Annotated in this window: 20 protein-coding genes; 6 read left to right on the top strand and 14 right to left on the bottom strand. The window is 72.5% G+C overall.

Going from position 1 to position 24,255, the window contains the following annotated elements; translation table 11 throughout:
- The first annotated feature begins 10 nt into the window (after window positions 1-10).
- On the top strand, window positions 11-520 hold the full coding sequence (locus ACIBSW_RS20925) for a GNAT family N-acetyltransferase (protein ID WP_354727065.1): 510 nt from the start codon (window positions 11-13) through the stop codon (window positions 518-520).
- Here the strand turns inward: ACIBSW_RS20925 and ACIBSW_RS20920 are convergent.
- Entirely contained in the window at window positions 517-1,395 is an 879-nt protein-coding gene (locus ACIBSW_RS20920; RefSeq protein ID WP_354727063.1) for a LysR family transcriptional regulator ArgP, read from the bottom strand. The two genes, ACIBSW_RS20925 and ACIBSW_RS20920, sit on opposite strands and share 4 nt — an antisense overlap.
- 72 nt (window positions 1,396-1,467) lie before the next feature.
- On the opposite strand from ACIBSW_RS20920, the gene ACIBSW_RS20915 reads away from it, so the two are divergent.
- Both ACIBSW_RS20915 and ACIBSW_RS20910 read left to right on the top strand, forming a co-directional pair.
- Complete coding sequence (locus tag ACIBSW_RS20915; RefSeq protein WP_354727061.1) at window positions 1,468-2,061, top strand: LysE family transporter; 594 nt, start codon at window positions 1,468-1,470, stop codon at window positions 2,059-2,061.
- An 88-nt stretch (window positions 2,062-2,149) separates the two neighbouring features.
- Window positions 2,150-2,971: an alpha/beta fold hydrolase gene (locus tag ACIBSW_RS20910; RefSeq protein WP_354727059.1), complete on the top strand. Its 822-nt coding sequence runs from the start codon at window positions 2,150-2,152 to the stop codon at window positions 2,969-2,971.
- Here the strand turns inward: ACIBSW_RS20910 and glsA are convergent.
- The 5 genes from glsA to ACIBSW_RS20885 all read right to left on the bottom strand — a co-directional run bounded on the left by glsA (window position 2,968) and on the right by ACIBSW_RS20885 (window position 9,861).
- The gene (gene glsA / locus ACIBSW_RS20905) at window positions 2,968-3,960 is read right to left on the bottom strand and encodes a glutaminase A (protein ID WP_354727057.1); all 993 of its coding nucleotides are present in this window, start codon (window positions 3,958-3,960) and stop codon (window positions 2,968-2,970) included. The two genes, ACIBSW_RS20910 and glsA, sit on opposite strands and share 4 nt — an antisense overlap.
- 30 nt (window positions 3,961-3,990) lie before the next feature.
- A complete protein-coding gene (locus ACIBSW_RS20900; protein WP_354727055.1) occupies window positions 3,991-5,478 on the bottom strand; it encodes an MFS transporter in 1,488 nt (495 codons plus the stop codon).
- Between the two features lie 4 nt (window positions 5,479-5,482).
- Window positions 5,483-6,349, bottom strand: a complete 867-nt coding sequence (ppk2, locus tag ACIBSW_RS20895) for a polyphosphate kinase 2 (protein WP_354727053.1) — start codon at window positions 6,347-6,349, stop codon at window positions 5,483-5,485.
- Window positions 6,350-6,366: 17 nt separating this feature from the next.
- The gene (locus ACIBSW_RS20890; RefSeq protein WP_354727051.1) at window positions 6,367-9,171 is read right to left on the bottom strand and encodes a cation-translocating P-type ATPase; all 2,805 of its coding nucleotides are present in this window, start codon (window positions 9,169-9,171) and stop codon (window positions 6,367-6,369) included.
- Between the two features lie 156 nt (window positions 9,172-9,327).
- Window positions 9,328-9,861 (bottom strand): DUF1269 domain-containing protein, encoded by a 534-nt coding sequence (locus ACIBSW_RS20885; protein WP_354727049.1) that lies wholly within the window; start codon window positions 9,859-9,861, stop codon window positions 9,328-9,330.
- 215 nt (window positions 9,862-10,076) lie between these two features.
- Between ACIBSW_RS20885 and ACIBSW_RS20880 the strand changes: the two genes are divergently transcribed.
- On the top strand, window positions 10,077-10,562 hold the full coding sequence (locus ACIBSW_RS20880) for a hypothetical protein (protein WP_354727047.1): 486 nt from the start codon (window positions 10,077-10,079) through the stop codon (window positions 10,560-10,562).
- Window positions 10,563-10,624: 62 nt separating this feature from the next.
- Window positions 10,625-12,961 (top strand): M48 family metalloprotease, encoded by a 2,337-nt coding sequence (locus ACIBSW_RS20875; RefSeq protein ID WP_354727045.1) that lies wholly within the window; start codon window positions 10,625-10,627, stop codon window positions 12,959-12,961.
- Between the two features lie 20 nt (window positions 12,962-12,981).
- Here the strand turns inward: ACIBSW_RS20875 and ACIBSW_RS20870 are convergent, their stop codons facing one another.
- The 7 genes from ACIBSW_RS20870 to ACIBSW_RS20840 all read right to left on the bottom strand — a co-directional run bounded on the left by ACIBSW_RS20870 (window position 12,982) and on the right by ACIBSW_RS20840 (window position 23,218).
- Window positions 12,982-14,178 (bottom strand): MFS transporter, encoded by a 1,197-nt coding sequence (locus ACIBSW_RS20870; RefSeq protein ID WP_354727043.1) that lies wholly within the window; start codon window positions 14,176-14,178, stop codon window positions 12,982-12,984.
- A complete protein-coding gene (gene narI / locus ACIBSW_RS20865) occupies window positions 14,175-14,897 on the bottom strand; it encodes a respiratory nitrate reductase subunit gamma (RefSeq protein WP_354727041.1) in 723 nt (240 codons plus the stop codon). The genes ACIBSW_RS20870 and narI overlap by 4 nt, the downstream gene beginning before the upstream one ends.
- The gene (narJ, locus tag ACIBSW_RS20860) at window positions 14,894-15,559 is read right to left on the bottom strand and encodes a nitrate reductase molybdenum cofactor assembly chaperone (protein WP_354727039.1); all 666 of its coding nucleotides are present in this window, start codon (window positions 15,557-15,559) and stop codon (window positions 14,894-14,896) included. Before narJ ends, narI begins: the two co-directional genes overlap by 4 nt.
- Entirely contained in the window at window positions 15,556-17,223 is a 1,668-nt protein-coding gene (gene narH, locus ACIBSW_RS20855; protein WP_354727037.1) for a nitrate reductase subunit beta, read from the bottom strand. The genes narJ and narH overlap by 4 nt, the downstream gene beginning before the upstream one ends.
- Window positions 17,223-20,891, bottom strand: a complete 3,669-nt coding sequence (locus ACIBSW_RS20850) for a nitrate reductase subunit alpha (protein WP_354727035.1) — start codon at window positions 20,889-20,891, stop codon at window positions 17,223-17,225. Before ACIBSW_RS20850 ends, narH begins: the two co-directional genes overlap by 1 nt.
- Window positions 20,892-21,065: 174 nt before the next feature.
- Window positions 21,066-22,562: a DUF4419 domain-containing protein gene (locus tag ACIBSW_RS20845; RefSeq protein WP_354727033.1), complete on the bottom strand. Its 1,497-nt coding sequence runs from the start codon at window positions 22,560-22,562 to the stop codon at window positions 21,066-21,068.
- Between the two features lie 41 nt (window positions 22,563-22,603).
- Complete coding sequence (locus tag ACIBSW_RS20840; protein WP_354727031.1) at window positions 22,604-23,218, bottom strand: dihydrofolate reductase family protein; 615 nt, start codon at window positions 23,216-23,218, stop codon at window positions 22,604-22,606.
- Between the two features lie 242 nt (window positions 23,219-23,460).
- Between ACIBSW_RS20840 and ACIBSW_RS20835 the strand changes: the two genes are divergently transcribed.
- Window positions 23,461-23,802, top strand: a complete 342-nt coding sequence (locus ACIBSW_RS20835) for an extradiol dioxygenase (RefSeq protein WP_354727029.1) — start codon at window positions 23,461-23,463, stop codon at window positions 23,800-23,802.
- On the opposite strand, the gene ACIBSW_RS20830 is transcribed toward ACIBSW_RS20835, so the two are convergent.
- Window positions 23,792-24,241 (bottom strand): group II truncated hemoglobin, encoded by a 450-nt coding sequence (locus tag ACIBSW_RS20830; protein ID WP_354727027.1) that lies wholly within the window; start codon window positions 24,239-24,241, stop codon window positions 23,792-23,794. The two genes, ACIBSW_RS20835 and ACIBSW_RS20830, sit on opposite strands and share 11 nt — an antisense overlap.
- Window positions 24,242-24,255 lie beyond the last annotated feature (14 nt).

Below are 24,255 nucleotides of genomic sequence, written 5' to 3'. Positions count from 1 at the left end.
CCGCCGCCGGGTGCGCGGCGCTGGCAGAATGCCCGGTGTGAGTAGCTCAGTGCAGGTGGCCGAGGACCGCGGCACGGACGCGGTCAACGGGTCCGCGGCGATCTGGGCCCGCGCGAAGGCGCTCCGCGACGGCGACCCGGAGCCGGCCTCCGTCGAGGAGACCGCGCCGGGAATCCGGCGGCGCCTCGCCCTCCCGGGTGCTCGGCTGCTCCTGGCCCGGCGCGACGGCCGGCCGGTTGGCTTCGCCCTGGTCGCGCCCCGCGCGCGGACCCTGGAGCTCTTCTACCTCGCCGTCGACCCCGGCGCCTGGGGCGCCGGCGTGGGCACCCGGCTGCTGCGCGGCGTCGCGGAGCACGCGCGGGCGATCGGGCGGGAACGGCTCGAGCTGTGGGTGATCGCCGACAACGAGCGGGCCATCGGAGTCTACGAGCGGTCGGGCTGGGTCGGCACCGAGCAGGTGAAGCGGGATCCGGCGTCGGGCCGGCTCGAGCGGCGGTTCCTGAGCCGGTCGTCGGTCTAGCGAAGCGCGGTGGCCGCCGCGGTCCGGACGGCCGCGGTCAGCGCCGCCAGCACCGGCGACTCCAGGCGCCAGTACTGCCAGTACAGCGGCACGTCCAGGTGTCGGCCTTCGGCCAGGTCCACGAGGCGACCGGCGGCGACGTCGCCGCGGGCGACGTCCTCCGGAACCAGGCCCCAGCCCAGGCCGAGGCGGATGGCCTCGGTGAAGCTCGTCGGGGCCGGCACGAAATGGGTGGGAGGGTCGATCTCACGCCGGGTGATCGTGCGCGCGAAGCGGTGCTGGAGGTTGTCCTTGCGGTTGAAGCGGATCACGGGTGCGGTGGCGAACGCCGCCGCGAGGTCGCGCCCGGCGAACCAGGCCGAGTGCCGCTCGGGTGCCGCGACCGCGAGGTAGCGCATCGCGCCCAGTCGTTGCACCCGGCAGCCCTGCACGGCGGCGCGTTCGGTGGTGACCGCGGCCATCACGGTTCCGTCGCGCAACATGTCGGCGGTGTGGCCCTCGTCGTCGGTGTGCAGGTCGAAGTCCGCGCCGGGCACGGCGGCCAGGACCGGCAGGAACCAGCCGGCGAGGGAGTCGGCGTTGACGACGACGGCCAGGCGGGTGCGGGCACGGCCGCTCAGCGCGCCGCGCGCGGCGTCGAGGGCCTCGTGCTCCAGGAGCGCCACCTGCCCGCCCAGGCGCACCAGCGGCCGTCCCGCGGCGGTCGGCTCGCACGGCCGGGCCCGGCGGACGAGCACCTGCCCGACGACCTGCTCCAGCGCCTTGATGCGCTGGCTGACGGCGGACGGTGTGACGTGCAGTGCGCGCGCGGCCGCGTCGAAGCTGCCGTGCTCGATGACCGCCTGGAAGGTTGCGAGTTGGGATGGGTCGAGCATCATTACCGATTCTAACGTGGCTGAAGAAACTTTAGCTGGAGTGCATCAGCCAGACCTCCTAGCTTGGCTGACGTGGGTTCCGCGCTGGCCGGGTTCGGCTTCTCCCTCGCGCTGATCGTCGCCATCGGCGCGCAGAACGCGTTCGTGTTGCGCCAGGGGCTGCGCCGCGAACACGTCCTGGCCGTCGTGGCGATCTGTGCCGCCGCCGACGCGATGCTGATGGCCGCCGGCATCGCCGGCCTGGGCGCCGCTCTGACCGACGCGCCCACCGTCCTGACGGCCGTGCGGTGGGCCGGCGCGGCGTTCCTGCTCGGCTACGCGGCCCTGGCCGCGCGCCGCGCCCTGCGGCCGACCGCGCTCACCCCGCTCGACCGCCCGCCGGCCACGCTGCGCGTCACGCTCCTGGCCTGCCTGGCGTTCACCTTCCTCAACCCGCACGTCTACCTGGACACCGTCGTGCTGCTCGGCACCGTCGCGCACCACCACCCCCACCGGTGGGCGTTCGGCGCCGGTGCCGCGACCGCGAGCCTGTTCTGGTTCGCGGCGCTCGGCCTCGGCGCCCGCCGGCTGGCACCCCTGCTCGCCCGGCCGGCGGCGTGGCGGATCGTCGACGCGGCGATCGCCGCCCTCATGACGGCCCTCGCCGTCTCACTCGCCGTCGGCTGACGGGGGATCATTCGGAACGGATGATCACTGGACGGCTCATCCGCGGCGGATGGGACGGTCGCCCGTCGTCCTCTGTGACACTGGCGGCATGACCGAGGCGGGTTGGCGGGAGCTGCGGGTCGAGGTCCAGGGGCGTCCGGTCTTCGTGCGCCGGGGCCCGGAGATACCCGGCTCGACCCCGATCGTGCACGTGCACGGCTTCGCGGTCTCCGGCGGCTACCTGCTGCCGACCGCCCGGGCCCTGGCACACCGCGCGACGACGTTCGTCCCCGACCTGCCGGGCTACGGCCGCAGCGCCGGCTGGGGCCACACCCTCGGCATCCCCTCGCTGGCGTGGGCACTGCTGGACCTGCTCGACGCGCTCGGCGCCGAGCAGGCGGTGCTGGTCGGCAACTCGATGGGCGGGCCGGTGTGCCTGGAGGTCGCGCACAGCGCGCCCGAGCGCGTCGCCGGCGTCGTGCTCGCCTCGCCCGCGGGCGGGGTGCACAACCAGCCGCTCGCCCGGGCCCTGCTGCAGCTCGCGCGCGACGCGCTGCGCGAGAACCCGCGCATGCTCCCCGTGGTGCTCCCCGACTACCTGCACTTCGGCCCGGTGAACGCCCTGCACCTGTTCGGCGAGCTGGTCCGGTTCCCCTCGCTGGAACGCATGCTGCGCACCCCGGTGCCCACCCTCGCCGTCGTCGGCACCCGGGACCCGCTCATGCCGCCGCCCCGGCGGGTGCAGGAGGTCGGCCGCCTGGCGCCGCCGCACCTGACCATCGCGGCGATCGAGGGCGCGGCGCACGCGATGAACTTCAGCCACCCCGGCGAGCTCGCCCACCTGATCGGCTGCTGGCTCGACGGCCGGGAGATCACCGACGACCCGGACCAGCCGGGCATCGCCCGGATCCTGCAGTTCCGCCGGGGCTAACCCGCCGGCTCGGACGCGAACAGGGTGAGCCCCAGGCGGTAGGACAGGAACCGGGCGGCGAGCTGGCCGCGGACGCTGTTGCCGAAGGCGTCCAGGGGCGGCGCGAACGTGGCCAGGGCGCCCTTGCCGGGCGAGACGACGACGATGCCGCCGCCGATGCCGCTCTTGCCGGGGACCCCGACGTCGTACAGCCAGTCGCCGGAGGTCTCGTACAGGCCGGCGGTGGCCATCACCGCCAGGGCGTAATGGCAGACGGAGGCCGCCACCACGCGCTCGTTCGTGCGCGGGTTCACCCCGCCGTTGGCCAGGGTGGCGCCCATCGTCGCGAGATCGCGCACGCTGACCCGCAGGCAGCTCTGGCGGGTGTACAGGTCGACCGCGTCCATCGGGTCGCAGCCGAGCAGCTCGTAGGTCTGCAACAGGTCGGCCAGCGCACGGTTGCGATGGTTGGTCGCCGACGCCGAGGCGTGCACGTCCTCGTCGAGCGACAGCTCCCGGCCGGCGAAGCGCGACAGGCCCTCGTGGAGGAAGCCCCACTTGGCCTCGGTGGTGTCGCCCGGCGCGAGGCTGGCGGTGCTGATGGCGCCCGGGTTCACCAGCGGGTTGGTCCGGCCGCCCGGGCCGTGTTCCACCGCGGCGAGCGAGTTGAAGGGCAGCCCGGTGGCGTTGACACCCAGGCGCCGCCGGACCTCCTGCGGTCCGAGCGTCCCGCAGACCAGCGCGAACACGAACGGCTTCGCGACGCTCATGATGGTGAACCCGTGGTCGGCGTCGCCGACCGCGTGCAGTCCGCCCCGGGTACCGGCCGCGCAGATGCCGTACAGGTGGGCCGGGACGCGGGCCAGGGCCGGGTAGACCCGCGAGCACTCCCCCGCCGTCTCGTTCCGGTAGCGCTCGTACGCCTCGTCGAGCGAGTGCCGCACCTGCTCCGGCGACGGCAGCCGGCCGGTGGAGACGTACGGGGAATCGTCGCTGTCGAGCGTTCCCATCGGTGCTCCCTGGCCGCGAGGTGGGTGTGGCTACGGTCCGGTCGGGATGGTGTGTGTGGTCGACGCCGCGGCCGCGGCGCGGTCGATCGCGCGCGCCTGCGCGGCGCGGTGGTGCCGCACCATCAGCGCGAGCACGATGCCGGCGGCGGACATGACGGTCATCAGGAGCGAGGCGCGGGAGAGGCCGGCGGCGAGCGCGACGTCGGCCGGGTCGCCGGCCGCGCGGTGTGCGTCGGTGACGGCGGTGGAGACCGTCGCCGCGGCGGCGACGGCCAGCGAACCGCCGATGTAGCGGGCCATGTTCGAGATGCCGGACGCCTGACCGACCTCGTCCTGTGAGACCACCGCGGTCGACGCGGCGGACGCGGGGCCGTTCGCGAGCCCGAGCCCGATGGCGACGACGATCAGCGGCAGGACGAACGCGGCGTAGGACCAGGAGGCGGTGACGAAACCCAGGGCGGCGAAGGCCCCGGCGGCCAGGGCGAAACCGATCGCGATCGCGAGGCCCGGCCCGATCTTCACGGCGAACGGCGTGATCAGCGGGGTGATCGCGATCATGGCGGCCGCGGCGGGCAGCGTGGCCAGGCCCGCCTCGAGCGCGCTCATCCCGAACGCCGCGGGGTCCTGGAAGTACAGGCTCATCAGGTACATGAGGGCGTTGATCGCGCCGGCGACGAGCAGGATCGCGAGCGTCGCGCCGACCAGCACCACGTTGCGCAGCAGCCGCAGGTCGACGATCGGCGCCGCGACCCGTTGCTCGACGGCGACGAACGCGACCGCGGCGAGCACGGAGACGAGCAGGCAGCCCAGCGTCGCCGGGGAGGCCCAGCCCCACGTTCCGCCCTCGCTGAGCGCGAGGACCAGCGGGACGAGGACGACCGCGATCAGCGCCGTGCCAGCCATGTCGATCGAGCGGGACCGGTGCGGGTCGAGGGACTCGGTGACCCGGGACAGGGTCACCGGGATGAGCGCGGCGGCGATCGCCGCGTCGATCCAGAACAGGCCCTGCCAGCCGGTCGCGCCGACGAGCAGGCCGCCGACCAGCGGGCCGGCGGCGGCGCCCGCCGCGGACGCGGCGCCCCACATCGTGATCGCCCGCATCTGCGCCGCCCCGGACGAGGCCGCCGACAGCAGGCTCATGCCGCAGGCGAGGATCGTCGAGCCCGCGGCACCCTGGATCATGCGGCCGGCGATCACCCCGCCGCCGCTGCCGGCGAGGGCGATCAGGACACAGGAGGCGACGAAGAGCACGAGTCCGGCCAGGAACACCCGCCGGCGGCCCAGGACGTCGCCCAGGGCGCCCGAGGTCACGATCACCGCGGCGCCGACCAGCATGTAGCCGGTCACCGCCCACTGCAGCTGGTCGAGCGGCGCGCCGGTGTCCGCGCTGATCGCCGGGAGCAGGATCGTGACCGCGGAGGTGTTCGCGTTGACGACCAGCGCCGACACGCACGCCGCGATCAGCACGCCCAGGCCGGCGGCGCGGCCCGCGTCGGGCCTCGAATTGGTGTCTGTCATCGGCTCAGAACGGCGTCGGGATGTGCCGGACCATCAGATGGTCGGAGTCGTAGCCGTGTGCCTTCTGCCGTTTCGGCAGGGTCACGTCCCGGTGCTCCAGCGGGGTGTACGGAATGCTGCTCAACAGGTGGCTGATGATGTTGAGCCGGGCCCGCTTCTTGTCGTCGCTGTGCGCCACGTACCAGGGCGCCCAGGACGTGTCCGTGGCCCGGAACATCTCGTCGCGGGCGCGGGCGTAGTCGTACCACCGGCTGTACGACAGCAGGTCCAGGTCGGACAGCTTCCAGACCTTGCGCGGGTCGTTGATGCGGCTCTCCAGGCGGCGGGTCTGCTCGTCCGGGCCCACCTCGAGCCAGTACTTGAGCAGGATGACCCCGGAGTCCACGATGGCCCGCTCCACGTCCGGGGTGACCCGCAGGAACCCCTTCGCCTGCTCCTCGGTGCAGAATCCCAGCACCCGCTCGACGCCGGCCCGGTTGTACCAGCTCCGGTCGAAGATGACCACGTCGCCGGCGCCGGGCAGGTGCGGGACGTAGCGCTGCAGGTACATCTGCGACCGCTCGCGCTCGCTCGGCGCGGGCAGGGCGACGACCCGGAAGGTCCGGGGGCTCACCCGTTCCGTGATCGCCTTGATGGTGCCGCCCTTGCCGGCCGTGTCGCGCCCCTCGAAGATGATGCAGATCTTCGCGCCGGTGCGCTTCACCCACTCCTGCATGGCGACGAGTTCGCCGTGCAGGCGGCGCAGCTCGCGGAGATACTCCTTGCCCTTCATCCGGGGCTGCGGCTTGCCGCCGTTCGCGCCGAACTCGATCTCCGCCATCAGGGCGGTGTCCTCCGCCCGGCGCTCGGCGGTCGGCTGGTGCTTGGCCATGTCGGTTCCTCCGTTGATCAGCCGGCTGCCGGCACGTCGTCCGCCCGCGCTCGCCGCGGTTCGACCGCCAGGTGTACGTCGAGCGCCGCCTTGGGCGTCCGCGAGCGGCGGATCCATTTGACCGTCTCGATGACCGCCGGCAGGACCAGCGCGAGCCCGATGCAGGCCAGCCACTGCGGGCCGGTCAGCGGCTGGGTGAGCAGGCTCTGCCGCAGGAAGTCGACCTGGGTGGCCAGGACGACGAGGGCGACGGTGATCAGGGCGATCGCCGCGGCCTTGAGGATCGGCGGGCCCAGCCCGGAGGCCGGGTCGCGGCGGTTGGTCAGCGCGTTGCACGCCGTGCCGAGCCCCAGCACCACGAACGTCATGGTCACCGAGGCGCTCGGCCCGGTCGCGCTCGGCTCGTCCGGGCCGGCGACCAGCGGCACCAGGCCGGCCACGAACAGCGCGGCGGCGTAGAGCAGCCAGAGCAGGACGGCGCCGCGGTTGGTGATGGTGATCCGCGGGTCGCGCGGCGGCCGCCGCATGACCTCGGGATCGCCCGGGTCGACGGCGATCACGATCACGCCGACCGCGGTAGCGGTGAACAGCAGGTAGAGCACCATCGACGGGGTCAGCGCCACGCCCTCGTTGATGTTGAACGCGGTGGCCGCGACGAACAGCATGACGAGCCCCAGCAGCTGCGTCATCTGGAACCGGACGTACGCCACGATCTTGTCGTAGACCCGCCGGCCGATCTCGACGGCGTGCACCAGCGTGCCGAAGTTGTCGTCGGTGAGGATCATCCGGGCGGCCTGCTTGGTGACCTCGCTGCCGCTGCCCATCGCCACGCCGATGTCCGCCTGCTTGAGCGCCGCGGCGTCGTTGACCGCGTCGCCGGTCATCGCGACGATCTGGCCCTGCTCCTGCATGGCCCGGGCGAGCCGCAGCTTGTCCTGCGGGGTGACCCGGCCGAAGACGTGCAGCTGCGGCAGCCGCCGGACCAGTTCCTCGTCGGAGAGCTGCTGCAGCTCGGCACCGCTGATCGCGCCCGGGCCGAGGCCCAGGGTCTCGCCGATGGCCCTGGCCGTGACCGCGTGGTCCCCGGTGATCATCCGGACGTCGATGCCGGCGCGCAGCGCGACCCCGACGGCCTGCTTGGCCTCGGCGCGCAGCGGGTCGACGATGCCGACCATGCCGACGAAGCCCAGATCCCGGGTGAGCGACATCGGGTCCGTCTCCACCGCCGCGATCTCGTCCGGCTCGATGAACCGGGCCGCGAACGCGAGCACCCGCAGGCCCTGGCCGCCCATCCGCTGGTTGGCCGCCTCGATGCCGGCGCGCGCGTCCGCCATCGGCGCGCGGCCCTTGCGCAGCGGGCCGCCGGCCCAGCCGCAGCGGGCCAGCACCACGTCCGGTGCGCCCTTCACCAGCTCGATCACCCGCTCCGTGCCGTCCAGCGGGATCCGGTGGAAGGTGGCCATGAACTTGTAGTCGGAGTCGAACGGCACCTCGGCCAGCCGGGGATAGGCGCGCCGGGTCTCCTCGGCGTCGACGCCGAGCTTGGCCGCGAGCACCACCAGGGCCGCCTCGGTCGGGTCGCCGACCACCGCGCCGTCGTCGCGCACCATGGCGTCGCTGTCCAGGGCGACGCCCATGGCCAGGTTGGTGAAGTCCGGCACCGGGGCGCCGGCGACCGAGGTGATCCGTCCGGACTTGCGGTAGCCCTCGCCCTCGACGGAGTACCAGGTGTCGTCGGCGTAGATGACCGACACCATCATCTCGTTCATCGTGAGGGTGCCGGTCTTGTCGGTGTTGATGACGCTGGTCGCGCCCAGCGTCTCCACGTCGGTGAGGTTCTTGACCACGGCCTTGGCCTGCGCCAGGTCCTTGGCGCCGGCGGACAGCAGGCCGGAGACGAACGCCGGCATGCCGGTCGGGATGGCCGAGATGGCCATGGCGGTGCCCAGCAGCAGGAGGTCCTGCAGCGCCATGCCGCGGATCCAGCCCACCACGACGATGAAGGCGACCGCCGTCCAGGCCACCAGGCCCAGCACCTTGGTCAGCGAGTCGAGTTCGCGCTGCAGCGGCGACCGGGTCCGGGTCACCCCGGTCAGCAAGGTCGCGATCTGGCCCATCTGGGTGCGCATCCCGGTCTCGGTGATGACGATCGCGGCCGTGCCGCGGGTGACCGAGGTGTTCTGGAACGCCATGTTGGCGCGGTCGCCGAGCGCCACCTCGCCGGGCGGCAGGGTGGCGGCGCTCTTGGCGATGGGCGCGCTCTCCCCCGTCAGCGCGGCCTCCTGGGTCTCCAGCGTCGCCGCGCGCAGCAGGCGCCCGTCGGCCGGCACCAGGTCACCGGCCTCCAGGTGCACGACGTCGCCCGGCACCAGGTCGGCGGCCGGCACGACCACCGTCTCGCCCTCGCGCAGCACCCGGGCCTCGGGCACCTGCATCCGCGACAGGGCGTCGACGCTGGCCCGGGCGGTCAGCTCCTGGCGGACGCCGAGGACCAGGTTCAGCGCGATGAGCAGGCCGACGATGACGGCCGTCGAGACCTCGCCGATGAGCAGGCTCACCACCACGACGCCGATCAGCATGAGGTTCATCGGGTCGCGCACCAGCTGCAGCGTGATGGCCCACACCGACGGCGGCTTCTCGCGGGCGATCTGGTTCGGGCCGTACCGCGACAGGCGGGTGGCCGCCTCGGCGCGGCTCAGGCCCTGCTCGGCGTCGCTGCCCAGCGCGGTCAGCACCGCGGCGGGGTCCTGTGCGTACCAGGTCTGCGGCCCGCCGGCCGTGCCGGGTGGATTCTGCTCGATGGTGCCGGTGCCGTTCGTCACTGAGGTCCCCCTCGCACTGTCGGCCTGGTGGGTCCCGCCGACATGCCCGCCAAGAGTCACCCGGGCGGGACGGGCGCTCCTCATCCGACGGGGATGGTTTCCGCATCGGCGGGACCCGGCGCCGAGGAGGCCCGGGTACCCCCGATGCGGCTGCGCCTATTCGGCGCCGGCGTTCTTGGCGTCCTGCTCGATCGCGGCGGTGTCGGCCTTGAGCTCCCGGGCCTCCAGCTTCGCCGCGCGCTTCATGGCCCGCTCGACCTTGGCGCCCATGTCGGAGACCGCGACCACCACCAGCCCGGCCTGGCCCTCGTCGAGGTGCTCGCCGAGCTCCTTGAGGTCCTTGCGGCTCATCCCCGCCGCCGCGTGGCCCGCGACGGACCCGAGCACGGCCCCGCCGGCCGCGGTGGCCGCCAGCAGACCGCCGCCGATCGCCGCGAACGGGAACAGCGCGACGACCAGGCCGGTGGCGAGCCCGACGCTGCCGCCCAGCACCCCGCCGACCCGGGTCGGCGTCTCGTGCTTCTTGACGATCTTCGTCTTGCCGTCGGCCCGCCGCTCCACCACGGCGGCGTCGTAGGCGTCGATCAGCCTCGCCTCGGTATGCAGGTCCTTCACCAGCTCGTAGTCCGCCTCCGCGGCCGCGACGTCGGGATACACCGCGACGAAGACCATGAACGTGTCGATAGCCATGCTCGTCCCCTTCTCAGGCCGACCTTCCTGTCCACCGATGACGATGGCCCGACAAAACGGACACCGCCTCACTCCCCGCAGATGAAAAGCGCAACCGGAGGAGGGCGTTCCGGTTCATCCCCGACACTCCAAACGAGACGCCGCCGAGCGGCATCCCGAGCCATCGAGCACTGACTATGCTGAGGCGCCTGGGATCCCTGCGCCGGAGGTACCCGTTGAGTGCTGACCTGGACGAGACGCTGGTGCGCGAGCTCGCGGAGCCGCTGGTCGCCGAGTTCTCCCCCGCCGAACAGGGCGACCTGTTCCTGCTCCTCAGCGACGCGTACTTCGCGGATCCGAGCGGGTTCAGCCGCCGGGACCGGGACAAGGCCCTCGGCCCGCTGGCGTTCGGCCTGCCGGAGCTGACGGTGCTGCTCACCCCGGTGCTGCTCGCGGCCATGAACGAGACCGTCCGCTACCTGGTGGAGAGCGCGGCCGCGCGGGGCACGAAAGTCACGGCCGCGGCGCTGCGGCGGCTGTTCAAGCGGGGCGCGCCCGCGGAGGTGACGCCGGGTCCGGAGCTGGTGCTCACCGCCGAACAGTGGTCACACGTACGGCAGATCGTCGAGCGGGTCGCGCTGAAGGGCGGCGTGCCGGCCGACCAGGCCGAGCTCATCGCCGACGCCGTCGCCGGGCAGGGCCTGACCCACGACGGAACGTGATGCCGCCCGCACCTGACCGCGCGGAGGATGCCCCACCGGCGCCTGCCCGCGGTCAGGGCAGCGTGCCGACCGCATCGCTGTTGCGCTTCCTACTGCTCATCGCCGCCGTGGCGGCCACCAGCGGGCTGGCCTTCATCAGCATCTATTTCCTCCTCCCGGCCAAGGCGGCGCACCTCAGCGATGCCTTGCAGGTATGCCAGGCCGACGCCGACCTACCGGCGGCGCTGGCCACGGCCGACCCAGACAAGATCCGAGAGGCCAGCCGGCGCCTGCAGTCGTGCATGAATCCGGTCACGCTCGATCGGGCGGCATTCGTCGGCGCGGGCCTGGTGGTGCTGTTCGGGGCGGCCACCGTCGCCTATCTCACGCATCCATGGTGGATCGTTCGCCGACGGCGGCTCAGAAGACTCACGGCCGATGGTCAGGCCGCGCTGGTCGGCGACCTCGACCGGCTCAGTCGCCAGATGGGGCTGCCCCGCCCACCGGACTGGCGACTCGCGCCGTACGCCGGGACCGCCGGCGGCCAGGCCTTCGGTCTGCCGTGGCATCGGTACGTCCAGATCGACGCCGGGCTGGTGATACTGCGGGCGACGAGGCCGGCGGAATTCCGCGCCGTGGTGCTGCACGAGCTGGCTCACCTGCGTAACTCCGACGTGGACAAGACCTACTTCGCGGTCGGCACCTGGAGGGCGTTCGCCGGCGTCGTGCTGCTTCCGTACCTCGTCCTCATGCTGCATCCGGGCCTGCTCACCGCACCGCTGGAATGGCGCTGGGAGGATTTCCCGTTTGCGCACAACCCTGCTGGTGCCGCGTACCGGCTCGGTTCCCTCGCCGCGCTGACCGCGCTCGTCTACCTGACCCGCAACGCCATCCTGCGGGAGCGGGAGACCCATGCGGACGCGACGTCCGCGGCGGTCGACGGCGCCGGCAGCGCACTGCCCTCGGTGCTCAGCCGGCTACCCGCACCGCCGGCGTGGCGCCGATGGGGCACCCATCCCCACCCGCGGCACCGCCTGGACGCGGTCCGCGACCCCGGCCGGTTGTACACGGCCGGCTTCTGGGAACCGGCCGGCATCGGCATCGCCGCCGGCCTGGTCTGCGCCAACGTCGTCTTCCTGGTGGGCACGACCATCCTGGCCGATGCCAGTCTGTCCGTGTCGGCGGTGGGGCTGGTCGTGGGCGGGCCGGCGGCCGGGCTGCTCGCCGCCGCGATCTGGCGGACCACGGCGCGGGATCCGGCGGCGACGCCGACGTGGCGGACGTGGCTGCTGTACCCCGTCGCCATGGTCGGCGGCTACCAGGCCGGAACCTTCCTGAACCTGCGGGAGGCGTCGGACTCCGGACTCTCGACGAGCCTGTCGTCATGGCTCATCTCGACATCAGTGCTGACCGTCGGCGCGGTGTTCCTTGCCGCCTGGGTCACGTCGGCGGCCCGGGGCGTGCTCCGACGGCCCGATCCTCCACGCTGGGCGATGCCGGCCATCGTCGCGGTCACGGTTCTCGTGGGCGCGGTCTGGTTCGCCGTGTGGCTCCGCACCGCCCTGCTCGAGGACGGCTTCGCCGCCGAATCGGGTGGCTCACCCGCGGCCGGCGCGCAGATCGGATGGTACGCATGGGTGGCGGCGGTGGCCGGGGCCGACTTCTGGCCCATGGCGCTGCTGGTGTACAACCCGTTCACGTTGCCCGGCCTGATGCTGATGTGGCTGATACCCGTGCTGGCCGGTCTCGGCCGCCCACGGTCCCGGCCGATCGCCCTGGGGCCGGCATTCGTCGCCGCACTCACCTGCGCGGCGGGCCTGGCCGTCGCCGTAGCGGCACTCCCCTATCTGGCCAGGCAGGTCCTGCCCGGCCGGGTGCGAGCGGCCGGCGACGGCGGAGTCCCCTTCGTCACGGTCTACGACAACGCCACCCTTGTCCTGGCCTCCGTCGCCGTCGCCGTCGCGATGACCGTGGTGGTGATCCGCCGCGGGCCGCACCGGCCCGTACTGGTCGCGCTGACCGCCTGCCTGACGACGGTCCTCGCCGCGGCCGTGGACACCTACCTCGCCGGTCCGTTCGCCTGCTACGCCGACTTCGCGGGAACCTCGCCGCCGGCGGGGCAGTGCCTCGACGGCGTGACCCTGCGACTGCTCGGCATCCGGGCCCACTGGATCATGATGCAGGCCCTGCTCATCGCGGTTCCCGCCCTGGTCACCGCCGGCGCGCTCGGCGCACTGCTCCACCGGTACCGGGCTCGGCCTCCCGCCGGCGCCGACGGTGAACCGGCGAACGCGGCGCCGGCCCGGATCGGCGTACCCGCCGGCGTCGCGCTGGGTCTGCTCGTCGTGGCCATCGTGTTCCTGTCCGCACTCATCCTGCCCCCGGCCTACCGGGTCTGGCTGGAGCATGCCCTGGGGTGACCGGGCCGCTCTCGTGCCCCTCAGCCGGCGTCGGGGCGGCGCGCGAGACCGCTCATCTTGACGGCGGTGTAGACGGCAGCCGCGAGGGCCACGTCGGACAGCAGCATGAGCCCGATGGCGTAGGAGCCCTCGACGCCGTACACCCAGCCCATGACCAGCGGCGGCACGAAGCCGCCGAGGCCGCCCGCGGCGCCGACCACGCCGGTGACGGTGCCGACCTTGTCGGCGGGTGCCACCTTGCCGACGAGGGCGAATACGGCACCACTGGCCGCGCCCAGCAAGGCCGCCAGGCCGAGGAAGGCGATGGTGGCGCCGGGCATCAGCGCCGGCTGGAACGCCTGGACGACGGCGAACAGGGCGGTGCCGGAGAAGCACCAGACGAGGACCGGCACCGGGTGGAACCGGTCGGAGAGCCATCCGCCGGTGGGCCGGGCGATGACGGCGAGAACCACGAAGCCGGCCGTGCGCATGGCGGCGTCGTTGGCACTCAGGTCGTAGACGGTGCGCAGATACGCGGGCAGGTAGACGCTGAAGGCGACGAAGCCGCCGAAGCCCACGGCGTAGAGGAAGCACAGTTGCCAGGTCACGGCGAGCCGGCTGACCTCGGCGGTGCGCGCCCACGCGGAGCCGGCGGGTCGCTGCCGGTTCGGCGCGTCGCGGATGAACAGGAACGCCAGGACGGCGTACCCGGCGAGGATCGCGGCGACCAGCAGGAACGGGGTGTTCTTGCCGTAGGTCTCGGCGAGTTTGACGGTGGTGAAGTTGGCGATGGCGGTGCCGCCCATGCCGATGCCGAAGACGCCGATGGCGAAGCCCCTGCGCGCCGGCGGGTACCAGCCGGACACCAGCGGAACGCCGACGGCGAAGGTGGTGCCGCCGAGCCCGAGGAAGAACCCGGTGACGATCAGCGCCGGGTACGACGACACGACGGTCAGGGTGAGCACCGGCACGATGGTGAGGAGGCTGACGATCGGGAACATGATCCGGGCGCCGTACCGGTCGGTGAGCGCGCCGACCGGGATGCGGCCCAGCGAGCCCACCACGACGGGCACCGCGACCAGCAGCGACTGCGCGGCGAAGCTGAGGCCGAGGCGTTCCTTGACGCCGGGGCCGAGCGGGCCGAGCAGCGCCCAGGCCCAGAAGTTGACGGTGAATCCGACGGTGGCCAGCGCCAGGTTCAGCGTGGCGCCGCGCCCCGCCGTGGTGGTTGTCGTCATCGCGGCGGGCCCCCCCATCCGGGGCGGGCGGGGCGCAGGCCGGCGCGGGCGTCGCGGCTGCGGTAGACGACGTACGGGCGGGTGAGGTAGCCGACGGGCGCGCTGAAGGCGTGCACGAGCCGGGTGAAGGGCCAGAACGCGAACAGCGCGAACGCGGCGATGATGTGGATCTGGAAGCCGAACGGGACGCCGGCCATGATCTCCGGGTCCGGGCTGAGGTAGAACAGCGAGCGGAACCACGGCGAGATGGTCTCGCGGTAGTCGTAGCCGTCCCCGGCGACGTTCGCCCGCAGCGTCGCCCAGAGGCCCAGGACGATCACCGCGGCGAGCACCACGTACATGGCCTTGTCGTTCCTGGTCGTCGCGGCGAACACCGGCCCGGTCAGCCGGCGGCGGGCGATGAGGATGGCCATGCCGATCAGGGTGCAGAAGCCGGCGACGGTGCCGACGAACACGGCCATCAGGTGGTAGGCGTGCTCGGTGACGCCGACGGCCTCGGTCCACGACTTCGGGATGAGCAGGCCGCCGATGTGGCCGACCAGGACCATGAGGACGCCGAAGTGGAACATCGGGCTGCCCCAGCGCAGCACCGCCGACTCGTACAGCTGCGAGGAGCGGGTGGTCCAGCCGAACTTGTCGTAGCGGTAGCGCCAGATCAGCCCGCCGACGAGCACGGCGACGGCCAGGTACGGGTAGACGACCCAGAGCAGCGTGTTCATCTGCGGCCTCCGATGGTGTCGACGGGCCCGAACGGCTCCAGGCCGACCTGTTCGACGGGCGGCCCGGTCCGGGCCAGGCGGATCGCGGCGGCGATGTCGCCCGGCTGGGCGGGCGGCAGCATCGCCCGGACGGCCGCGATGACGTGCCGGTACGCCGAGTTCTCCGCGTCGAGGGCCTTGGCCAGCAGGTCGAGCCCGACCCGGTTCTCGCGCAGCAGCCGCCATCCCCCGTCGTCGGCGGCGGCGAGGTCGAGCACGGCCGGCAGGTAGTCCGGCAGTTCCCCGTCGACCACGCGCAGGCCGGCGGCCTTGTACGCGCCGGCGAACAGCACCAGGGCCTCGCCGCGCCGCCGGGTGTCGCCGGCGGTGTAGTAGGTCAGGTGCAGGCAGCACCGGCGGCGGAAGTCGAACAGCTCGACGTACGCGGTGACGAGCCGGCCCGGATCGGTGTGCCCGCGATGCTCGGCGACCAGGCGCAGCGGGTGCGCCACCGCGGCCGGCAGGCCGTCGAGCGCGGCCTCCAGCGTCGGCAGTACCGCGAGGGTGTCCCGGTCCGGGTAGCGCAGCAGCAGCGACGCGGCGCGGGCGGCGACGGCCCGCCACGCCGGCTCGGCGGCGTCGCGCGCCGCGTCGTGGTGGATGTCTTCGCTGGTCGCGGTCACGACTCGCCCTCGTCCTTCCGCGGCGGAAACAGCCCCTCGGGGTTGCCCTTGCCGTCCCAGTTCAGCAGGTTGACCCGGCCCTGCTTGCCCTCCGGCGCGGCGGTCGAGTCGGCGGTCTGCCGGTCGCGCAGCATGTGGAAGTTCTCCACCGAAATCGGCGCCGGGGTGCCGGAAGCCTCACCGAACGGCCCCGACCCACCCATCCCCGGGCCGCCCTCGAAGTCGAGGCTGCACTCGGTGCCCAGTGCCTCCAGGTGGTGGGCGTCCTCGGCGTGCGCGGCCGGAATGACGTAACGCTCCTCGTATTTCGCGATGGCCAGCAGGCGGTACATGTCGTCCATCTGCGGTCCGGTCATCCCCACGGCGCCGGCGAGCGACTCGTCGCGCTCCTCGCCGAGGTTGATCCGCCGCTGGTAGGCGCGCATCGCGGCGAGGCGCTGCAGCACGCCGGTCACCGGGCCCGGGTCGCCGGCGGTGAACAGCCCGGCGAGGTAGTCGACGGGGATGCGCAGCGCGTCGACGGCGCCGAACAGGTTGTTCAGGTCCTCGCCGTCGTGGCCGGTGTCGCGCAGGATGTCCACGACCGGGGACAGCGGCGGGATGTACCAGACCATCGGCATCGTCCGGTACTCCGGGTGCAGCGGCAGCGCCACCTCGTACTTCATGATCAGATCCCAGATCGGTGACCGCTGCGCCGCGGCGATCCAGTCGTCCGGGATGTCCGCCGCCCGGGCCGCGGCGACGACCTCCGGGTCGTTGGGGTCGAGGAACACCGAACGCTGCGCCTCGTACAGGTCCTGCTCGTCCTTCACGGCCGCAGCGGTGCCGACCCGGTCCGCGTCGTACAGCATCAGTCCGAGGTAGCGCAGCCGGCCGACGCACGTCTCGGAGCAGATGGTCGGCTGCCCGATCTCGATGCGGGGGAAGCAGAACGTGCACTTCTCGGCCTTGCCGGTGCGATGGTTGAAATAGATCTTCTTGTACGGGCAGCCGGTGACGCACATCCGCCAGCCCCGGCAGCGGTCCTGGTCGACCAGCACGATGCCGTCCTCGGCGCGCTTGTAGATCGCCCCCGACGGGCACGACGCGGCGCAGGACGGGTTGAGGCAGTGCTCGCAGATCCGGGGCAGGAAGAACAGGAACGCCTTCTCGTACTCCTGGCGTACCTGATCGGACAGCTTCCGCAGCACCGGGTCGCCGGCGGCGATCTCGTTGCCGCCGGCCAGCGAGTCGTCCCAGTTGGCCGACCAGGTGACCTTGGTGTCCTCGCCGGTGAGCAGCGACTTCGGCCGGGCGACGGGCGTGTCGGTGCCCCCGGCGGGCGCGGTGAGCAGGTGCTCGTAGTCGTAGGTCCAGGGCTCGTAGTAGTCCTGCATGGCCGGCAGTTTCGGGTTGGCGAAGATGCTGAACAGCTTCTTGATCCGGCCGCCCGCGCGGGGCTTGAGCCGCCCGGTCCGGGTCCGGGTCCAGCCGCCCTGCCACCGCTCCTGGTCCTCATACGTACGCGGATAGCCCTGCCCGGGGCGGGACTCGACGTTGTTGAACCACACGTACTCGACGCCGGAGCGGTTGGTCCACGCCTGCTTGCAGGTGACCGAGCAGGTGTGGCAGCCGATGCACTTGTCGAGGTTCATCACCATCGACATCTGAGCCATGACGCGCATCAGTACTCGACCTCCTGCGATCGGCGGCGGATGACGGTGACCTCGTCGCGCTGGTTGCCGGTCGGGCCGAGGTAGTTGAACGCGAACGACAGCTGCGCGTACCCGCCGATGAGGTGGCTCGGTTTGATCAGCAGCCGGGTCAGCGAGTTGTGAATGCCGCCGCGGCGGCCGTTGATCTCGGCCTTCGGCACGTCGATGACCCGTTCCTGCGCGTGGTACAGGTAGACGGTGCCCTCGGGCATCTTGTGCGTCACCACGGCGCGGCAGACCACGACGCCGTTGCGGTTGACGGCCTCGATCCACTCGTTGTCGCTGACGCCGATCTTCGCGGCGTCGGCCTCGCTCATCCACATCGTCGGCCCGCCCCGCGACAGGGTGAGCATGATGAGGTTGTCCTGATACTCGGAGTGGATGGACCACTTCGAGTGCGGGGTCAGGTAGCGGACGGTCAGCTCCAGCTCTCCGTTGGCGCCCAGCCGCGGCTCGCCGAAGAGCTTGTGCATGTCCAGCGGCGGCCGGAACACCGGCAGCTCCTCGCCGAGCTCCTGCATCCAGTCGTGGTCGAGGTAGAAGTGCTGGCGGCCGGTCAGGGTGTGCCACGGCTTGAGCCGCTCGACGTTGATGGTGAACGGCGAGTACCGGCGCCCGCCGTGTTCGCTGCCGGACCACTCCGGGCTGGTGATCACCGGAACCGGCCGCGACTGGCAGTCGGCGAAGCGGATCTGCTTGCCCGCGTGCTCGGCGGACAGGTCGGCCAGCTTCCTTCCGGTACGCCGCTCGAGGAACCCGAACCCCTCGGTGGCGACCCGGCCGTTGGTGGTGCCGGCCAGCGCGAGGATCGCCTCGCAGGCCCGGATGTCGGTGTCCAGGCGGGGCCGGCCGTCGGCGACGCCGCCGCGCACGGTCCCGTTGACCTTCCCGAGGAACTCGATCTCCGGCTTGACGTCGACGGTGACCGCCTTGGTGGTGGTGCCGAGCCGGTCGAGCAGCGGCCCGAGCGCGCCCAGCTTCGCCGCGACCGCGCCGTAGTCGCGCTCCACCACGACGAACTTCGGCATCGTCTTTCCCGGCACCGCGGGAGCCTCGCCGGTCTTCCAGTCCCGCACGATCCCGCCCGGCGTCGCCATGGCGTCGGGGGTGTCGTGCAGCAGCGGCGCCGCGACCAGGTCGTGGCGCACGCCCAGGCGCGGCCCGGCGAGCTCGGAGAAGGCCTTGGCGATGCCGTGGAAGGCGTCGAAGTCGGTGCGGGTCTGCCACGGCGGGCTGATCGCCGGGGTGAACGCGTGGATGAACGGGTGCATGTCGGTGGTGTTCAGGTCGTGCTTCTCGTACCAGGTCGCGGCGGGCAGCACCACATCGGAGAAGAGCGTGGTCGAGGTCATCCGGAAGTCCAGCGACAGCAGCAGGTCGAGCTTGCCCTCGGGCGCCTCGTCGTGCCAGACGACGTCCCGCGGCCGCTTGTCCGGCTCGGTCTCCTGCGCCCGCAGGGACGCGTCGGTGCCCAGCAGGTGGCGCAGGAAGTACTCGTTGCCCTTGGCCGACGAGCCGAGCAGGTTCGCCCGCCACACCGTCAGCACCCGCGGCCAGTTCCGCTCCGCGTCCGGGTCGGCGCAGGCGAACCCGAGCCGGCCGTCGGCCAGCTCCCGCGCCACGTAGCCGGCCGGGTCGTCCGGGGCGGCGGCCCGGGCCTCGTCGGCCAGGTCCAGAGGGTTGCGGTCGAAGGTGGGCATGGACGGCATCCAGCCCAGCCGCGCCGACTTGGCGAGCAGGTCGGCGGTGTGCCGGCCGGCGAACTCGCCCTTGGCGTGCGGCGAGGCGAGGACGTCGGCGTTGTACCGGTCGTAGCGCCACTGGTCGGTGTGCAGGTACCAGAACGCGGTGCCGATCATCTGGCGCGGTGGGCGTACCCAGTCGAGGGCGAAGGCCAGGTGCGACCAGCCGGTCACCGGCCGGCACTTCTCCTGCCCGACGTAGTGCGCCCAGCCGCCGCCGTTGACGCCCTGGCAGCCGGTCAGCGTGGTCAGCGCCAGCATCGCCCGGTAGGTGGTGTCGGAGTGGAACCAGTGGTTGGTGCCCGCGCCCATGAGGATCATCGACCGGCCGCCCGAGCGCTCGGCGTTGTCGGCGAACTCCCGGGCGATCCGGGCCACCGCGGCCGCCGGCACGCCGGTGATCGGCTCCTGCCACGCCGGGGTGTACGGCACCGCCGGGTCGTCGTAGCCGGCCGGCCAGACACCCGGCAGGCCGGGGCGCGCCACGCCGTACTGCGCGAGCATCAGGTCGTAGACGGTGGTGACCAGCTTGCCCGCCACCCGCGCGGTCGGCACGCCGCGCGCCATCAGCTCCGGCGTGTCGTTGTCGAAGCGGGGCAGCGCCACCTGGACGGCCGCGCCGCCCGCGCAGCCCAGCCGGGGCACGATCGCGCCGAGGTCGAGGTTCCACCGGCCGACGCCGGCCTCGCCGAACCGGTCGCCCAGCGACCCGTTCGGCACCGCCGGCGCGTCCGTGACGGTGTCCCACACGACGGGCCGGAACGCCGCCTCGGCGCCGGTCTCGCCCAGGTCGGCGGCGGTGACGAACTTGCCGGGCCGGTGCCCGCCGCCGTCGACCGGCTCCAGCGTGATCAGGTACGGCAGGTCGGTGAAGCGCGAGACGTAGTCGGCGAACCGCGGCGTGAGCTTCTCGACGAAGAACTCCTTGAGGATCACGTGGCCCATCGCCATCGCGAGGGCGCCGTCGGTGCCGGGCTGGGCGGGCAGCCACTCGTCGGCGAACTTCACGTTGTCGGCGTAGTCCGGCGACACCACGACGACCTTCTGCCCGCGGTAGCGCGCCTCGGCCATCCAGTGCGCGTCCGGCGTACGGGTGACGGGCACGTTCGAACCCCACATCACCAGGTACGAGGCGTCCCACCAGTCGCCCGACTCGGGCACGTCGGTCTGGTCGCCGAACATCTGCGGCGAGGCCACCGGCAGGTCCGCGTACCAGTCGTAGAACGACAGCATCGAGCCGCCGATCAGCGACAGGAACCGTGCGCCGACCGCGTGCGACACCATCGACATCGCCGGGATCGGCGAGAACCCCGCCACCCGGTCCGGGCCGTGCCGCGCGATCGTGTGCACATGCGCGGCGGCGACCAGCTCCTGCGCCTCGTCCCAGCTCACCCGCACCAGGCCGCCCTTGCCGCGGGCCCGCTGGTACCGGCGCCGGCGCTCCGGGTCGGCCTGGATGTCGGCCCAGGCGGCGACGGGGTCGCCACCCAGGCGGGCCTTGGCCTCGCGGAACATCTCGACGAGGACACCCCGCGCGTACGGGTAGCGCACGCGCGTCGGCGAGTAGGTGTACCAGGAGAACGCCGCGCCGCGGGGGCAGCCCCGCGGCTCGTACTCCGGGCGGTCCGCGCCGACGCTGGGATAGTCGGTCTGCTGCTGCTCCCAGGTGATGATGCCGTCCTTGACGTACACCTTCCACGAGCACGACCCGGTGCAGTTCACGCCGTGCGTGGAGCGCACCACCTTGTCGTAGGACCAGCGGTCCCGGTAGAAGGCGTCCGCCTCCCGCCCGCCGATCTGGTGCAGCGTCCGACCGTCGGCGGAGACCTCGGCCCGCCGCAACAGCCCGCCCGCCGCAAGTAGCGCCCGTCCCGCACCCTCGGCCGCGCCCGCCATGTGCCTCAGTCCCCCAGTCCACGACCCGTGGGATCACGCGATCCGGGATCACTCCACACCGATCCTGCCGGATCCACAGGGGCCGAAAGTCCCGAATACCGCAAGCGAACCGGGCCAGCGGAAGGTCATCGGAATCCACGCGGCCGGTGCGGGCGATCCCGTACGATCGCGGACTCAGTCCAGGTCGTCGAGCCGGCCCGTTTCGAGATGGCCGATGTCTCCGCCGTTGTCGAGGGCGGCGGTGAGCAACCTGGCCAGCGAGGTGCCGTAGACCGGGACGTCGGCGGGGTGGTCGAGCAGGACGGTGAGCGGGTCGTCGGCGTCGGCGTTCGTCTCGACCCGGCAGACGAGCCAGTGCATCGTCTCCGTCTCGTCGTCGGCGGCCGCGCCGACGCTGCGGCCGTCGGGCAGGTCGATGACCGTGACGATGCTCGGGCCGGCGTCGCCGCGGAACGTGTGGACATGGTCGGCGACCGGCCGAACCCGCCACGCGCCGTCGAGCAGGGTCGCCGATCCGATCCGCCGGTACAGCGCGGCGAGGTCGGCGTCGGCGAAGAACATGCGCGCGCCGGCGTCGGGCGGCGTGGCTTGATGATCGCGGAGGATCCGGTCGATCACGTCGTCGATCTGCGGCTCCGCCCGGCTCAGCTGCCACCCGGCGATCGGCGCGAGCGCGCCGTCGCCGTCCTGTGCGACGGCGACCAGGCCGGCGTGCAGGGCGACCGTTCGGTGGCGTCCCGCAGCCTGGTCGGCGACGTTCACGATCACCCGGGAGAGCGTGGCCGGGACGGCGTCGCTGCGCACGCCGGGACCGTCGTAGCCCATGCGGCCGGACGTCGTCAGGTCGCGGGGCTCGTCGATCGGCAGCTTCAGCAACGGATTCGGCCGGTCGACGGCGCCGTCACCCTTGAGGTACGGGTACAGCCGCGCCGCCCAGCCGGTGATCACGTCACCGCCGTACGCGTCCGCCGGGTTGTAGATGCGCCGCCAGAACGCGGTGTCCACGTCGCCCGCCGCGGCCCGCACGAACTGGTCGGCGATCGGCGCGAGCGACCGGCACCAGCGCTCCAGCCCGAACGCAGGCAGCGCGTCGACCCGCTCGCGGATCCTGCGCCAGTCGTCGACGGTGCCCGTGAGGGTGATCGAGGGGATGCCGCACACGCAGGTGAGCCAGAGCGAGAAGTACGGCGAGTACACGTCCAGCAGGACGATCTGCCCCGCGACGCGCTCGACGTCGGTGCTGGTGGAGAAGTCGCACGCGAACAGCCCGGCATCGGCGACCTCGTGGGCGAGCAGCTTGCCGAACGAGTTCACGAAGCCGCGCCACGACTCGGCGTCCGCCGGCATCGGGCCGAGGTGGTCGACCTCGAGCCGCTTGCGGTCGGCATGCGAGACGAGCCGCGGCCGCAGCTCCTCGGCGTGCAGGTGAACATGCTGGGCGACGCCCCGGGCGATGGTCAGCCACACCGCGTCCGGGGACAGCACGAGCGGGCGGTGCTCGGCGAACGCCCGGCCGACCGCGCTCAACAGCGGATCCACGCCGTCCGGCGCGAGCACCGGCCGCGCCGGGTCCCCGCCGACGGTCAGCGCGCCGGCGAAGAGCTCGCCGAGCGGCCGCGTCGGCAACACCTCGACGACGGGGACGACATCGTCGACCGGGAAGCTCACCATCTCGATGACCGTAATCGATCGTCGCCAACCGGCCTACGTCGCTACTTCGCGTCGGGCACCAGCTCGGTGATCTCCTCGTAGCCGACCTTGGCGGGCGTCACGACCGGCGCGTAGATCACGCGGATCACGCCCGTCGGGAACACCTCGGTCGCGGTCACCTTCAGGTGGTACGGCACGTCGCCGTCGTCGAACAGCCGGCGGCCCTTGCGCGCGGCCACCGGGTGGACCAGCAGGCGCAGCTCGTCGACCAGCCCGGCGGCGAACAGCTGCTGCACCACCGAGATCGAGCCGCAGACGAGGACGCCCTTGATCCCGGCGTCGGCCTTGAGCGCGGCGACGGCCTCGACGAGCTCGCCCTTGATCAGTTCGGAGTTGCGCCAGGAGAACTCCAGCGCCTGGCGGGACGCGACCACCTTGCGCGCGTCGCCGATCCGCTTGGCGAACGGCGCGTCGTCACCGCCCGCCGCCTCCCGGCCGGGCCACGCACCGGCGAAGCTGTCATAGGTCTCCCGGCCGAGGAGCAGCACGTCGGCGGCGTCGTAGTCCTCCGCGACGGCGCGGCCCATGTTCTCGTCGAAGTACGGGAAGTGCCAGTCGGGGTCGACCTCGGCCACGCCGTCCGCGGAGACGAACAGCGAGGAGATGACCTTTGCCATCGCGCAGATCCCTTCGTGCCGGGCGATGCCACGCGCGGACCGCCCCGTCCCGAAATCGGACCACGCCCCGCCCTTGAAATCACGCTTTCGCCCTCGCGTTTCACACTGTGGGCATGCCGCGGATCGCCGGCTCGTCTCGGTCCTGAGATCTTTGCGGGCCGAGTCGATCCAGCCGTCGACACGGCTCACGCCGATGTCGCGGTCTTCGGTCAGGCGTCGGTGCCCGGCGTTATGGTCGGTGAATGATCAATGGCGCGCACGTGATCATCTACAGCCGCGACGCGGAGGCCGACCGGGACTTCTTCCGGGACACGCTCGGCTACCCGCACGTCGACGCCGGCCACGGCTGGCTGATCTTCCGGCTGCCGCCGGCCGAGCTCGCGATGCACCCGGCCGACGGCGAGCCGGCGCACGAGCTCTACCTCATGTGCGACGACCTCGCGGCGACCATGGCGGAGCTGTCCGCCAAGGGCGTCGAGTGCACCGCGGTCACCGAGGAGCGCTGGGGTGTGCGCACCGCGCTGCGGCTGCCCGGCGGCAGCGAGCTCGGCCTCTACGAGCCGCGGCACCCGGTCATGGTGTGACCGGGCCGTCCCAGCTCCAGCGCGGGATGCTCAGGCCCGCGGGGACGTCGTCGGCCGAATCCGGATAGCGGGCCATCGTCGTCATGGTCGCCCAGGCGAAGTAGTCGTGCAGCACGCCGCGCAGTGGCTCCGCCGAGAGGCCCGCGTCGACCAGGGCCCGGTCGAAGCAGGCGATCGCGCGGCGGTCCATCTCCTCGTGCGCGCCGTTGCCGCTGTGCATCCGCACGACCGAGGTCTCGTCGCCGTAGCGCTCCGTGTAGGTGGCCGGCCCGCCGAGGGCCTCTCCCCAGTACGCGGCGAGGCGCTCGGTGTGCCGCGGGTGGAAGCCGTGGCTGAACGCGTGGCCTACGACCTCGTCGTCCATCACCCGCCGATGCCAGGCACCGGCCAGCAGGAGCATGCCCTCGGCGGCGCCGGCGGCCTCGTACACGCTTGGCATGACCTCAGGATGCC

Source organism: Actinoplanes sp. NPDC049668, assembly GCF_044465445.1.
Taxonomy (GTDB): domain Bacteria; phylum Actinomycetota; class Actinomycetes; order Mycobacteriales; family Micromonosporaceae; genus Actinoplanes.
The sequence above is the reverse complement of the archived record's forward strand: the minus strand, read 5'-3'. Positions and strand labels throughout refer to the sequence as shown.